The following is a 15897-nucleotide window of genomic DNA, read 5'->3' as shown; positions in this document are numbered from 1 at the left end:
CGTTTTATAATCTGTATGGTTGAAGGCAATAATTAGGGAGATATAAAAAAATAGCCCCTCAACATTAATATGGAGAGAGGCTATAGGTTGGTTAGTAAATGGTGTCTAAAGGTTTAGAACAGTTTTTAGAAATTATTTATTAATTACAAACTTCTTAACCGTGTTATCTATCTTTATAAAGTAGATTCCTGAATTTAAATTAGAAGTGTCTATGTTAGCAGCATTTACTCGAATAGCGTTTGTTTGCACAAGTGCACCAGTTATATTATAAATCTGTATTGTGGTATCTTTAGTTATTCCTTTAATGTTTAATGTGTTTTTTGTAGGAACAGGGTAAAGGGTTATACGATCTGATTTTTCTATTTCATCGTCGTCTATAGAAAGTGATTCGTCATTTAAATAGAATTTAACATCGCTAATGTTATTCCAGTCGTCGGTTTCGTTTCCGCGACCAATGATTTTTATATAACGTGCTTTTCTTGAAATTGAATACGTATCATAAGTATCTCCTGTCTTATTGCTAGATAAATTTTGTTTAACCTCTAAATACGTCGCATTATCTCTCGATACTTGAATGTCAAAATAACTGTTTTTTGTTAGTTTGTCTTCGAAACTAATTTTTAAATCATTTAGCTCGTAGATGTCTCCTAAATCGTAAATTAAATACTCTCCATTGCCTTGAGCCGACCAAGACGTTGCAGGATTGTCGTCTAAAGTGTTTTCTGGGTTTGTAGATGAGCTAGCAACTACCGATACTGGCGCAATTTCTTTTGTAGAGCTTGCTTCTTCAGGGCGACCGTCAGGGAAGTATAAACTTAATATATCTTGTATCTGGTCTACGGTTGCTTTTGCTTCTGTGTTGCTATAAATATTCCAAAATTTATTAAGGAATACCTCGTAGTAACTTTGTGCAAGGTTACCATGATTTTCTGTACTACTATTTATAATTTTAGTCTCAGAATAGTCTTCTAATCCAAAAGCTCTAAACGCAGCATTATCTTCCGGTACTATGGTTTTGTAATATGATAGTTGATCGTAAATCGCAGTAGATTTTTTAAGATTACTATTTTTAATTTCAGTTTCTAAAGTTGTAGGGTTGTCAGGATGTACACCCCAAAAATGAATTAATGGTCTTAAATCGTAACCAAAGGCTTGAGACATTCTTAATAATCTATCGTCGGTTGGAACGTTATTTACATCATCATCATAATTTATTTCACCATTTTCGTAACTCTCACTAGTGTTTCTGTTGAATTGTTCGAAAGACTCCCAGTCAAAAAGTCTCACCACGTCGGCATATTTAGCATGACCTCTTGGTTGGTAAGAAAATTCTTGACGATATTGTCCTGTTTCTATACTCATTTCATTTCCTAATCTGAAATTTTCAGCAATCATCCAACTAATAGCAGCTTCTTCTATACTGTGATTTAATCCGTAGCCGTTAAAAGACTCTTCGAACGCTTGATTTAATTCGACTCCGAATTTTTTATTATGTACTGCAACCCATAGAAAGTTAACCATAGATTCAATCTCACCAGGGAATTTATACATTTTTTCTGCATGTCCTTGTTCGTGAAATAATACATTGGTTAGGTAACCTCTTTCGTGTCTTGGACCATTAATTAAGTAGTTGTCGTAATAGCCTCCGTAATTGGTAAAAGGATTGTAAGATACATTAGATTGTGGGTATCCAGGAAAATTTGCGGTACCTCTTTTTATAACATCTACTTGCATGTAAATAACGGTTTTAGATCTAAGTAGTGGTCGACCCATAAATTCAGAAATAGCATCCATAGATGTGTCCCAGTCGTTCATAGCATTTTCAATATCGTCGTAAGCAGACACCCAAGATGTAGGCACTTGCATCATAACTTTATCGGTTTCAATATCTGTCCATGGCACATCACGTAAACGTTCTACGTTTGTCCAGTCGCTCATGCTTGTCTGATTTGCTGCTGTTCTTGCATAGTATGGAGAACGCACAACATTTTCTAAGGTAATATCAAGGATTCCTAAATCGTTTTGATAAGGGACATTTATATAAATCCCTCCACCTAATGGATTTGCAATTTTAACTGTTGTGCTGTTTATTTCGTATTTTGTTGTCACACGATCCATTCGTTTAATATCTGATTTTTTGGTCAAATCCCAAGTATGTGCACCCACTAAGATAGAAGCTCCAATTCCCACTAATGATGATGGTACGGTTACTGTTGCCACGCTTCCTGGTGCTAAATATGTTCCGGTAGGACGTCTAGCATCTTCCGTTTCGTAATTGGCTTGTGTACCTGGTTTTCTAACGTGAGTTCCGTTTATTTTGATTGTGTGACTTACTGTAGGATCAGTTGGTTGTGCTACGGCTCCAGGGAAGTACGTTGAGGTTTCAAAAAGTGTGTTTTCGAATAATGTAGGATAATTAGTTAGGTTCTCTGTGGTGTACGAGTAATCTATAATTGGTTGCATTATTGCAAGCATTAAATTTTCTAGTTCGTAACCTGAAGCTGTTCTATTAAAGCCACCTTTGGATGTGCTGTTTGCAGTGAATAACCCTCCAAATTTCGCTTCGTATAATGCAATAGTTTCTAAAGCTGTTTTTATAACATCGTAATCGTCTGTAAATAATGAACTATTAATAGAGATATCAGTGATTAAAGATGTTAATTCTGATGCAGATAAAGTGGTGGCGCCAGTAATGTGATTTTGAACGGTTTCAAATAAAGTTAAAGCATTGTTGTTGTCTGAAATCACATAGTCTGTGACACCAAATAGATAGGCATCATCATAACTTGCATAATAATTTTTACGATTATGGTTTGTAACTACATCTGTTTCTTTATGCCATGAACGTACAGCGTTAGCTTGTGTGCTGGTGTGTGTCCATTCTAAAAACATAGAGCCGTTATAGAAGCCTGCAAATCTCCAAACAGCAGCGTTTCCAACAACGTCCCTTAGAGTGCCATAAGTGTTTATTGTGGTCCCATCCCATGAAACAATTTCACTATTGGTTTCTCTAGAAGAAAAGTAAAGTTTTCCATCATCTGCTCCTCCTAGTGTCCAAAAGTTAGGTGTCTCAAAAATATCGCTTATTGCACCGTAGTTGGTTCGCGTTTTTGTTTTATTATTCCATATATCTATTTGGCCATAATTGGTTTTGGTGGTATCGGTAATTTGAAAATAATAATTGTTTTTGTCGAGTGCTACCAATTTCCAACCTTCGGTTTTGTCGAAAGTTGTATTAACATCGATAGCGGTTATTAAGGTTCCAGAAGAAGATTGAAAAGCATCTACCTGTCCAAAGGTGGTTTCTGTTCCGTTGGATCGTTCGAAAAACAAATCCTGGGCCAAAACAGGGAGTGTGGTTATTGCAAACAAATGCAATATTAAAAGTTGTTTAATTCGTAATTTTTTTTGCATAATAAGTATTTGTTAGGTTAAATAAATGAGACCTTCACCAAAAAAAATATGCTGTATTTTTGGGAGGTAATTAATTGTTAATCATAAAATTATAACAAATTGAGGGGCGGTATTGTGATTATCTTAACACATTGATGTATTATATTGGCAAAACTATGGTGTAAGAGTATTCTTATCTTATTATTGAGGTGTTTTCTTTTAAAATGACGAAGAAATTTAGATTTATAACTTTGATTAATAGGGGTTAACGTTTTAGTTTTTAAGCTGGTTTTAATTAAAATAATATTCGGATATATGGGTTTAGATAAAAACCGTGCGAAGTTTAAATATGTTGAGGTTCTCTGATGTTTTTATACTGATTTGTCTGACAAAAAAAAGAAGTTGAGATTTTGTAAACCGACTAGTTAAACAGGGATGTTTTGAAGTTGTGAAATATGTTTTTAGCTGAGATAATTATGGAAAGAAAAGACAAGTTTTGTGAACGTAATACGTTTGTGATTTTTGTAACTTAAAAATATTTAGCAATTGCTAGTGCAAAACAAAACCTCCAGATTATTTTGAAATGCATCAAAATAATCTGGAGGTTTAAGGAGTTAAAAGGTTTTTCTTTTGAAATTTTATAGATTAGAAATACAAAGTTGTCTAATCGGAATTCAGTTAAAAGATGAATACCTTATTTTATAACAGAGAACTTAACTTCACTAATACTATTTGTTTTGTCGTTTTCATTTCCGTGGGTAATAATTTTAATATAACGAGCTTTTCTAGAAATAGAGTAGGTTTCGAAAGTGTCTTTTGTTTTATTGCTAGATAAGCCTTGCATGACTTCTAAATATGTTTGATTTTCTCTTGAAACTTGAATATCGAAACTATTAGAGTTTTTGCGTTTATCTGTAAAATTAATTTTTAATTCGCAAACGTCGTAAAGTGCGCCTAGGTCGTAAATTATATATTCGCCATCGGCTTTCGTTGTCCAAGCCGTTTTAGTGTTACCATCTAAAGTGTGCTCTGGGTTTTCCGAAGCACTTGCTTCTGCAGATATTGGAGTAAGATCTACACAGTTGGAATTGTATTCTTCTGGTCTGCCATCAGGGAAGTACAAGTCAATAATTGCTTGGATTTCATCAATAGTAGCTTGTGCTTCAGACGTTCCGTAACCATCCCACCATTTTTTTAGGAAACCTTGATAATAACTCTGAGAAACATGGTCGTAAAACGTTGCGTTTTTAATTTTTTCGGCACTAAAATCTTCTAATCCAAAAGCTCTAAAAGCATCGTTGTCTTTAGGAACAATAGTTTTGTAAAAAGATAATTGATCGTAAATAGCAGTCGATTTCTTTAGGTTATCTTTTTGAATGTCTTTAGCTAAGTTGTCAAAATTATTTGGGTGAACGCCCCAGAAATGGATTAGCGGACGTAAATCGTAGCCAGCAGCCTGAGACATTCTTAGAATCCTGTCGTCTGTTGGGATTTGGTTTACTCGGTTTGGCTCGGAATAATTAATTTCTCCATTGTCATACATTTTACTTGTGTTTGCATAAAAGTCTTCAATAGATTTCCATCCCAAAAGTCTAACTAGATCGGCATATTTTGCGTGACCTCTAGGCTGATAAGAAAACTCTTGGCGCATTTCTCTTGTTTGAGAACTCATCTGGTTTCCAGATCTAAAGTTTTCAGTTATCATCCAGCTAATGGCTGCTTCTTCTATAGAATGTGATATACCATAACCATTAAAAGACTCTTCAAAAGCTTTGTTTATTTCAACTCCAAACTTTTTGTTGTGAACAGCAACCCACAAGAAGTTAATCATAGATTCGATTTCTCCTTTAAATTTGTAGATTTTTTCGGCGTGACCTTGTTCGTGAAACAATACATTAGTTAAATAACCTCTTTGGTCTCGTGGCCCGTCTATTAAATAACTACTATGGTAACCTTTGTAATCGGTATATGGATCGTAAGATACGTTAGATTGCGGATACCCAGGGAAGTTTGCTTTTCCTCTATTTATTACATCTACTTGCATGTAAATTGTAGTTTTCGATCTTGTTAGCGGACGCCCCAAAAGTGTTGAAATAGCATCCATCGCCATGTCCCAATCGTCCATAGTGGTTTCGATACCATCAAAGTTGTAAATCCAAGCTGTTGGTACTTGCATCATTACTTTGTCGGTTTCTATATCTGTCCAAGGCACATCGCGTAATCGTTCTACATTTTTCCAATCGCTTAGGCTGGTTTGGTTGGCGGCTGTCCTTGCGTAATATGGGGAACGTACAACGTTTTCTAATGTAATATTAAGAATACCTAAATCGTTTTTATAAGGTACGTTTATGTAAATTCCTCCACCAAGTGGATTGGCAATTGTAATTGTTTCGCTAGTAATATCGTATTTTGTAGTTACACGGTCTAGTCGCTTAATAACATTTTTCTTTGTTAAGTCCCAAGTATGTGCTCCTACTAATACAGAGGCTCCAATACCTACTAAAGACGAAGGTACGGTTACAGTGGCTACACTTCCTGGTGCTAAATATGTTCCTGTTGGGCGTCTCGCGTCTTCCGTTTCATAATTAGCTGGTGTTCCTGGTTTTTTAACATGTGTTCCATTTATTTTAATGGTATAGCTTTTAGAAGGATCTGCAGGCTGTTCTACTGCTCCAGGGAAATAACTAGAAGTTTTGAATAGCCTATTTTTAAATAATTCTGGTTTGGCTGCTAAATTTGCTTCGGTATACGAATTGTCCATTATGGCTTGCATAATCACAAGCATTAGATTTTCAAGCTCAAATCCGGATGCATCTCTTTTGTAACCTCCCATTGATTTAGTGCCTTCTGTAAACAAACCTCCATCTTTAGATTCGTATAAATCGATAGTTTCAAAAGCAGATTCTATAACTTCAAAATGATCGGCAAATAAAACATTGTTTTTTGCTATAGCCTCACGTAGAGCGTCTAGTTCCGGTCCCGTTAATGTAGATTTTCCAGAAAGATGCTTTTTAACCTGTTTTAAATTGGCTAATAATTCCTTTTCTGCAGTTTTTTTTATGGTGCTATTCTCGTTTAGAGATAAGGTTGAGAGACCATCTATATCTAATACTCTGTACGTAGCCAAATTATTCTTCGCCGATTCTGGATATAGCGAGGTGGCAGAAGCAGAAGCTGTTGTTATTGCTAATAAAGGCAATAAGAAATAGTGTTTAAAATGTATTTTTTTATGCATAATAAAGTATCTGTTGATATCGTTTTTTTAGGGTTTCGCAACGTCTTTACAACCCATTATTTTATTGTAAGATGTGCAACTAAATTTCTTTTAATAACAATATTATAATAAAACAGGAGATAACTAAGGTGATTTGTTAACCTAAAGCCGTACTTTTTTGACAAAATCATAATCTAAGCCGTTTTATGTTTTTATTCGGTACTTTAAAAATACTATAGACGGATGTTAAATAAAATTTTGAATTAAAGTAACGGACAAAAATTACTGTAGAAAACAGGTATGCATGATTTGCCTTTTTTTGTATTAAAGAAACTTGTTTTTACAAGTACAGAACTATTTAAAATAATTTCAAAAGGAATACTGGGTTAGGTGATTTAAAGAAGTGGGTTTGTAGGAATGTGGCTGTAAAGTAAAAGTTGCGGGTCTATAGGGGTTAGGTGTATTACAACCTTATCTATATGGACACGCAACTTTTAAATAATATTGTTAATAGACTTTAAGCTTAAAGTCTATTAACAATACTTAAATGCACCGTTATTAGATGCTGCTTTATTTTTATTCAATCGATCTTCTATTTTTTTAGCAGTTTTAGTTATAGCTAATCCGCCAAGTCCAGTACATCTAAGTGTGTGGGGAATGGCGTCGCCTACGCGTTTCATGGTATCTATCACTTCGTCTAACGGTATCACTTGGTCGTAATCCGAGATGGCCATATTGGCACAAGAAATAGCGGTAGATGTTGCCATAACATTTCTATTTAAGCAAGGCGCTTCAACACGATCGGCTATGGTATCGCAAATAAGACCTAGAGAGCTTTGTAAGGCTATAGATGCAGCCGTTAAAGACTGGTTTAGAGTACCATCCTTTAAGACTACTACACCTGCGGCGGCCATTCCTGAGGCAGAACCACATTCTCCCATGCAACCACCTACTTCGGCAGAAAATGTAGAATGCGCTGTGATAAATACACCTATTAATCCGGCGGCTAACATAGCGTGTATGGTTTGTTCTCTAGAAAGCTCAAGTGTTGTGGCGGTTCCAATAATAGTTCCGGGTAAAGTACCGCAAGAACCTGCTGTAGGCGCAGCAACAATAACACCCATAGAACTTTTAACTTCCATCATAGCCGATGTAAACATGATGGAATTGTTTAAAACGTCGCCAGGAACAAGTTTCTTTTCTTCCATGTTTTTCTTAAAAACTAAAGATTGACTGCCTAAAATGCGGTCTTCGTAATGTGTGCCCTTAAGTCCTAATGTAATGGAGTTTTGCATAATATCTACAATAGCTCCCATTTTTTCGATGACTTCACTTTTTGAAATGTTACCGCGTTCACTTTCGTAATCGATAGCAAGTTCCCAAAGTTTTAAATCTTTGTCCTTATTATATTCTAAAAGTTCTTCTACTGTGATAAATGGTACGGTTAAATCTTTTCTTGATTTAATAGGTAGGACAGGAAACAGGGTTCTAGCGTATAAAACATTCTCAATAGCTTCAATTTCTTGTTGTAATTTATCGTATTCTTCCTTGGTAGAACAAATTGAGATGAAATTTAAAGTCCCATTATAAGGTTGAATTTCGCCCAAATCTAGCTGTTTTAAGTGACTTAATAAATCGTCCGAAATAACGTCTGTATATAGTAATGTCTCGTAAAAATCGCCCATTAACGATACAGGAGCACCATCAATCTCTATAATTTCTATCATTCCACCACCTGTAGATAAACCTATAACTTGGTGTGTTTCGGTTTTATTCTTTAAAGTGATTTTATAAGTGTTCGGGTGGGTGGCACCAATGGGATGTATATCTATTTTTATATTAACACCGGCTTCCTTCATATGGAACTCGTAATCTTTTAATCGTTCGTCGTCTGCATTCCAGCCTAACAGGCCACCAAAGAGCCCCATGTCCGAACCTTGTCCAGAATGCGTCGTAGCAAGGGATCCGTTTGTGTCAAATTCAATGTAAACATCGTCAATCGAGTTATTCATTAAATCCCTACAAATTCTACCTATTCTTAATGCGGCGGCGCAATGAGAACTTGATGGGCCTCTCATTACAGGGCCAATAACATCATTGAATATACTTGGATATGATTTCATAGTCGTAGAATTATTAATAATTTAAAATAGAATTTTTATGCTTTCCTTATTTTTAGTCCGATTTATGGAGTAAAAAATCAAATTTAAAAAGTTTGCACCAATATTATGTATGTCATAATAGCTATTTCTAATACTTTTTTGTAAATTCGACTTTATAATATAATTTTATAAAGTATTTATGTCTGCTGTAATTGGTTTTAAGGTGCCTATGTGTCAAGATTCTTCGATCCGTGTCGAGGAGTATGTGGATACCCAGTTTTATAACACCATACATTTTCATGAAGAATATCAAATAACACTTATTCTAGATGGAGATGGCTCGTTAGCGGTTGGTGAAAAGGTGTGCAAGTTTAAGTCTGGAGAGTTCTATTTATTTGGTAAAAACCTGCCTCATGCCTTTAGAAATGATGGCACAAAGGTTGAAGAAACTAATAAAATAAAAGCACATTATATTAGTGTGTTTTTTAACGTAGACTCCTATGGTTTTCTACTTAATGAAAATCAGGAAACAAAGGGTATTAAAGAACTCTTATCTCAAGCTTTATATGGCTTGGTTCTAGGAAATGTAGATGCACATTACTTAGAAGACAAAATGAGGATGCTTGCCACCTTAAGCGAATTTGATCAAGTTCTTGAATTGTTAACTATACTCGACCATATTTCTACAGCAACAGGTCATAAAAAGTTAATAAATAATAAAATTGAATCACTTGATTATGACGTAAATACTATAGACGAAATTAATGAAGTCTTTGAGTTTATTAAATGTAATTATAAAAAGAAGATCTCTTTAGAAACTATAGCAGGGCATTTTAACATGACTTCTGCTACTTTTGGTCGGTTCTTTAAGCTACGGACCCAAAAAACATTTTCCCAATATCTTATAGAAACAAGAATTTTAAAAGCATGCGAACTTATAAGAAGTGGTTCTCATAACACTACAGAAAGTTGTTATAATTCTGGATTTACAAACATATCCAATTTTCATCGTCACTTTAAAAAAGTGATTGGGATGACGCCTACCCAGTATAAGTTAAGCATTGAAAAAAATAAAGTTAATTAATTTTAAAACAATAATCTCATGAACGCACATCAGTATAATATTCCTATGGCGCAATTTGGTACTCCAATTGTGGAAAAATGGGTTATGGACAGTTTTTATGAGCCTATGCATTTTCATAGCGAATTTCAAATTACTTTAATTAAAAAGGGTAGAGGGTCTCTTTTTGTAGGAAATAAGGTGGTACCTTATAAAGAAGGCGATTTATTCCTCTTTGGTAAAAATTTACCACATGCACTAAAACCAACCATGGATGCTACAGAAAGTTCGGTGTTAAATACGTGTAAAGCCACGACTTTGTTTTTCGATCAGAATAAAATAGAAGATTCTTTACGTACTATCCCGGAGGCTTCAAGAATTGTTAAATTATTGGGGTATGCCGCACACGGCATAAAAATCCCGAGAAGCAAAGCAAAATATTTAAATGGACATGTAAAGGAGTTAACCGATACCTCTGGATTAGATAAGTTTTTATTGTTTTTAAAATTGCTAAACGATATCTCTAAAAATAATAATATCAGGGCTTTGTCGTCTAAAGCAACGCCAAAATCTATGAGTAAAAAAGCGAACCCTAAGGTTGGCGATATATGCGATTTTATTAAACAGAACCATAAAGAAGTTATCACTTTAAATATGGTTTCGGACTTTGCTAATATGTCTCCAACAGGATTCTGCCGATTTTTTAAAGCCAAAACCAATAAAACATTTTCGCAATATCTTACCGAAGTAAGAATAGGTAGTGCATGTGAATTATTGCACAATAACGACTATAATATTTTTGATTGTTGCTACGGTAGTGGTTTTAATAATTTGTCCAATTTCCACAAACATTTTAAAAAACATACGGGAATGTCGCCTTTAGAATATCGCTTAAAAATTAATGATAAATTGATGGATTGTTAACCTGTTCTAATTGCTAAATTTTAATAAGTCTATAGTTTTAGTATCTTAATTTGCTAAAATTAGCAATTAATAATAGGATTCAACTCTTTAATATTGTGTAAAATTTATTGAGTAAACTATAATTATGAAAAGAAAAGTATTAGGCGTTTTAATCTGTGTTTTAACTTTATCCTTAAAAGGTAATGCCCAAGAAACTAAACCACTACTGTTAGAAGATGTTTATAAAAATAACGTTTTTAAGCAAAAAGGTTTTGGTCCAGTAAGATGGATGAAAGATAACAAAGGGTATTCTACATTAGAGAATAATACAGACCTTGGAGGAAAAGACATAGTAAGATACGAAGCTAAGACAGGAAAAAGATCGGTTATCATTTCGGCCGAAAGTCTTGTCCCTGCTGGCGAAACTAAGCCTTTAGTGATTTATGATTATGACTGGTCTGCAGACAATAGTAAACTTTTAGTTTTTACAAATACAAAAAAAGTTTGGAGATATAATACCCGTGGTGATTATTGGGTACTTGATTTAAAAACAAATACATTAAACCAATTAGGGAAAACCTTACCTGAATCTACCCTTATGTTCGCTAAGTTTTCTCCAGATGCTTCTAAAATAGCATATGTTAGTGAACTAAATATTTTTGTAGAAGACTTAAAAAATCATGCCATTAACCAGATTACAAAAGATGGTGGCGATAATATAATTAACGGAACTTTTGACTGGGTTTACGAAGAAGAATTAAGTTGTAGAGACGGTTTTAGATGGAGCCCTGACGGAGAGAACATCGCCTATTGGCAATCGGATACAAAAGAAGTTGGTACATTTTATATGATTAACAACTTAGATTCAATTTACTCAAAACCAATTCCGCTACCTTATCCAAAGGTAGGCACAGAACTTTCTGCTGTTAAAGTGGGTGTAGTACCTTCTAAAGGAGGAGAAACCAAATGGTTCGATATTCCTGGAGATCCAAAAAATAATTATTTGGCACGTATGGATTTCATTCCTAATTCTCAGGAAGTGATGGTGCAACAACTTAACCGACGTCAAAACACAAATAAAATCTGGATAGGAGACATTAACACTATGGCTCTTGATAATATTCTAGTCGAAAAAGATGATGCCTTTTTAGATGTTCATGACGATATTCGTTGGTTAGACAACGAGAAGTATTTTACATGGTCTAGCGAGCGCGATGGTTGGTTTCACTTATTTAAAGTGTCTAGAGATGGTAAAGAGGTAACGCCTATTACTAAAGGAGATTTCGATGTTGTACATATTAATTGTATCGATCCTAAAGGTGGTTATGTGTATTATATCGCTTCACCAGATAATTTTACACAACGTTATTTATATAGAAGTCGTATTGATGGAAAAGGAGAAGCCGAACGCATTACGCCAGCATCTAATTCTGGACAAAATAGCTATCAAATTTCTGCCGATGCTAAATGGGGAATTCAAACGTCTCAGAACGCAACTACGCCAACTCGATATGATCTTGTAAGTCTACCAAAGCATAAGCAAATACGCGTTTTAGAAGATAATCATGAACTGCAAAAACAGTACAACGATCTAGGACTAAATCCTAAAGAATTTGTAAAAGTTGATATTGGAGAAGACGTTTTAGATGCGTGGATGATTAAACCAATTGATTTCGATCCGAATAAAAAATACCCATTATTATTTTATGTGTATGGTGAGCCAGCAGGTTCTACAGTGCAAGACAATTGGGGAGGTGGTAGTTTATGGGACCAATATATGGCGCAACAAGGCTATATTGTTATGAGTGTAGATAATAGAGGAACAAAAACACCAAGAGGAAATAAATGGCGTAAATCTATTTATGGACAAATTGGTATACTCGCTGTGGAAGATCAAAGTAAAGCCGCATTAAAAATTATAGATACTTACAAATTTATCGACTCGGAACGTGTTGGTATCTGGGGATGGAGTGGCGGAGGCCAAATGACATTAGGTTGTATGTTTAAGCATCCAGAAATTTATAAATCAGGTTTAGCAGTGTCTTTTGTATCAGATCAAAGATTGTACGACGCAACGTATCAAGAACGTTACATGGGACTTTTAGAAGATAATGCTAAAGGCTATCACGATGGTTCTCCTATTAATTTCGCACAGAACCTAGAAGGTAATTTAATGATTATTCATGGAACGGCAGACGATAATGTGCATTATCAGAGTTATGAAATGCTTGTAGATAGATTGATAAAACATAACAAAATGTTTAATATGATGTCTTATCCAATGCGTGCACATGCCATTTACGAGCGAGAAAACACATCTTATCATTTAAGAGAAACCATGGAGAACTATTGGTTGAAAAACTTACCAGCAGGAGGTAAATAATAAAAGTAAAAGAATAAATATGTTTCCAAAGGAAGAATATATTAAAAGAAGAGAAGAACTAAGAAAATTGATGACCAAAGGTTTGATTGTTTTTTTAGGGAATGAAGAAAGTAGTATTAATTTTAAAGATAATTGGTACCAATTTAGACAAGATAGTACGTTTTCATATTTTTTTGGTTTGAACGAGCCCGACTTAAAAGCGACTATCGATTTAGATACTAATGAAGACATTATTTTTGGAGATAATCTTTCTATAGACGACATTGTATTTACGGGGCCTGTAGAATCTGTTGAAGATCAGGCTAAAAAAGTAGGTGTAGGTACTGTAAAGCCCGCGTCGTCAATTAAGGCTTATGTACAAGATGCTATAGCAAGCGGAAAACAAATTCATTTCATTGCGGCTTACCGTCCAGAACACCTTTTAGAACTGTCTAAAATTCTGAACATTTCGCCTTTAGAAGTCGAAGGAAAAGAATCTTTAGAGCTTATAAAATCTGTAGTAAAACTTAGATCTATCAAATCGGAATTAGAGATTGAGGAGATTGAAAAAGCGGTAAACACTACGGTAGAAATGCATTATAAAGCTATGGAAATGGCCGAAGAAGGTTTAAAAGAATCCGATCTTTATGGTGCTGTTAAAGAAATTGCTTTAGCCAACGGAAACAATACATCGTTTCCTACAATAATGACTATTAACGGTCAGATACTACATAACCATTATCGCGGAAATACCCTTAAAAAAGGAGATATGGTATTGTGCGATTGTGGCGCCGAAAACTATTCGAATTACGCAGGAGACTTAACACGTACGTTTCCAGTAGATACTAAATTCACAAAAGAACAAAAAGAGATATACGATATAGTATACAATTCGTATAGCACAGCGGCATCACTATTAAAACCAGGGCAGTTATTTTTAGATGTTCATTTAGCGGCATGTAAAAAGATTGTTGAAGGCTTACAAGGCTTAGGTATTATGAAAGGAGATGCAGATGAGGCTGTAAAAGCGGGAGCACACACCATGTTTTTTCAATGTGGTTTAGGTCATATGATGGGGCTAGATGTACACGATATGGAAAATCTTGGTGAACAATATGTTGGCTATACCGAAGAGATGAAAAAAAGTACGGAATTCGGATTTAAATCGCTTCGTTTAGGTCGTGCTTTAGAAGAAGGTATGGTGCTTACCGTAGAACCAGGTATTTACTTTATTCCTGAACTTATGGAGCTCAGAAAAAAGGAAAATAAATACTTTGACTTTATTAATTACGACAAGTTAGAAACGTATAAGAATTTTGGAGGAATCCGTATCGAAGACGATTTTTTAATTACTAAAAATGGTTCTCGAAAATTAGGAAACAGACTACCGTCTACTTCAGATGAAATAGAGGCGTTTAGAAACAATAAGACCAGACTTTAAAACAGATATAGAAAAATTTAAATTTATAGAAATGAAAAGAAGACATTTTATTAGGAATACAGCTTTAGCAAGTTTATTAATGCAATTACCTACCTCTGCAATGAGTTTAGGTTTTGGAGACGGTAAACGATTAAGAACTGCTCACGTTGGAGTAGGTAATATGGGAGCTGCAGATTTAGAAGCGATATCATCTCACGAATTAGTAGATGTAGTTGCCTTGTGCGACGTAGATACAAATGCTTTAGATGCGGCTAAAAAACTTCATCCTAATGCTAAGTTATATTCTGATTATAGAGTGCTTCTTAAGGAAATGGGTGAGGATGTAGATGCTGTTATTGTTTCTACTCCAGATCATACTCATGCTCCAGTTTCTATGATGGCTATGGAGATGGGGAAACCTGTTTATTGTCAGAAACCATTAACGCATCACGTAACTGAAGCTAGAGCAATGCAAAAGTTAGCAGAAGATAAAAACTTAGTGACTCAAATGGGGATCCAAGTGCATTCTTTTTACGACTATAAATTAGCAACTTTATTAATTCAAGCTGGAATAATCGGGAAAGTTAAAACTGTGCACGCATGGTCTCCAAAAAACTGGGGATACGATGGTCCTGAACCAAAAGGAAGTGATCCTGTTCCAAAAAATTTAGATTGGAATTTATGGTTAGGAACAGCGGCTAAAAGACCTTATAAAGAAGGATATTATCATCCTGGAGACTGGAGAAAACTTTTAGATTACGGTTGTGGTACTCTAGGAGATATGGGAGTTCATATTTTCGATACGCCATATAACGCTTTACAATTAAAAGTACCTACTACAATTGTGAATAACTGTAGAAAACCTAACGGATATGGTTTCCCTGAAAAAAATACTGTAACCTATATGTTTCCAGGTACTAAGTATACCGATAAAACATTAAAGTGGGTTTGGTACGATGGTGAAGGTGCTCCAGCTGCACACGAAGATTTAAAATTACCAAATGGTGATAAGTTACCAAGTCAAGGGGCTATGTTTATTGGTGAAAAAGGTAGATTGTTATTACCTCACTTTATGAAGTTACCTCAATTAATTGTCGATGGAAAATACGAAGATTTAGATATGTCTTTAGTTCCAGATCAAGGACCTCCGGTAAGAGATTACGGTGCTGAAGGTAAAAAACATTATCACCAATTTGTAGATGCATGTTTAGGAAAAGACGAATGTTCTGCTCCTTTTTCATATTCTTCTAACCTTACAGAAACTATTTTATTAGGTGTAATTGCCAGTCGATTCCCTAACAAAACATTACACTGGGACGATGCAACAGCACAGTTTAGTGAAGAAGAAGCCAATGTTTTTCTAGGTGGAGAATACAGAGATTTTTAATTCCTACTTTCAGTGAATTAAGAGAAATATTTAAAAACTTTCAAGAATCCTATTTC

The 15897-nt window shown here is 34.7% G+C and carries 8 protein-coding genes; 5 read left to right on the top strand and 3 right to left on the bottom strand.

The genetic code is table 11. From position 1 onward, the window contains the following. Positions 1-132 precede the first annotated feature (132 nt). The 3 genes from ACKC83_RS00555 to ACKC83_RS00545 form a co-directional block, all read right to left on the bottom strand. Positions 133-3414, bottom strand: a complete 3282-nt coding sequence (locus ACKC83_RS00555; protein WP_434036650.1) for a M60 family peptidase N-terminal accessory domain-containing protein — start codon at positions 3412-3414, stop codon at positions 133-135. 673 nt (positions 3415-4087) lie between these two features. After that, complete coding sequence (locus tag ACKC83_RS00550; RefSeq protein ID WP_434036649.1) at positions 4088-6628, bottom strand: M60 family peptidase N-terminal accessory domain-containing protein; 2541 nt, start codon at positions 6626-6628, stop codon at positions 4088-4090. 512 nt (positions 6629-7140) lie between these two features. After that, positions 7141-8730 (bottom strand): L-serine ammonia-lyase, iron-sulfur-dependent, subunit alpha, encoded by a 1590-nt coding sequence (locus ACKC83_RS00545; RefSeq protein ID WP_434036648.1) that lies wholly within the window; start codon positions 8728-8730, stop codon positions 7141-7143. A gap of 178 nt (positions 8731-8908) precedes the next feature. Between ACKC83_RS00545 and ACKC83_RS00540 the strand changes: the two genes are divergently transcribed. The 5 genes from ACKC83_RS00540 (at position 8909) to ACKC83_RS00520 (ending at position 15841) form a co-directional block, all read left to right on the top strand. Beyond that, positions 8909-9793, top strand: coding sequence for an AraC family transcriptional regulator (locus ACKC83_RS00540; protein WP_434036647.1), 885 nt, complete (start codon positions 8909-8911; stop codon positions 9791-9793). 18 nt (positions 9794-9811) lie between these two features. Next, positions 9812-10693, top strand: a complete 882-nt coding sequence (locus ACKC83_RS00535; protein WP_434036646.1) for an AraC family transcriptional regulator — start codon at positions 9812-9814, stop codon at positions 10691-10693. Between the two features lie 124 nt (positions 10694-10817). Beyond that, positions 10818-13055 (top strand): S9 family peptidase, encoded by a 2238-nt coding sequence (locus ACKC83_RS00530; protein WP_434036645.1) that lies wholly within the window; start codon positions 10818-10820, stop codon positions 13053-13055. A gap of 19 nt (positions 13056-13074) precedes the next feature. Next, entirely contained in the window at positions 13075-14475 is a 1401-nt protein-coding gene (locus ACKC83_RS00525; protein WP_434036644.1) for an aminopeptidase P family protein, read from the top strand. A 31-nt stretch (positions 14476-14506) separates the two neighbouring features. Further along, a complete protein-coding gene (locus ACKC83_RS00520; RefSeq protein WP_434036643.1) occupies positions 14507-15841 on the top strand; it encodes a Gfo/Idh/MocA family protein in 1335 nt (444 codons plus the stop codon). Positions 15842-15897 lie beyond the last annotated feature (56 nt).

This window comes from Formosa bonchosmolovskayae (assembly GCF_051016085.1).
Lineage (GTDB): Bacteria > Bacteroidota > Bacteroidia > Flavobacteriales > Flavobacteriaceae > Formosa.
The sequence above is the reverse complement of the archived record's forward strand: the minus strand, read 5'-3'. Positions and strand labels throughout refer to the sequence as shown.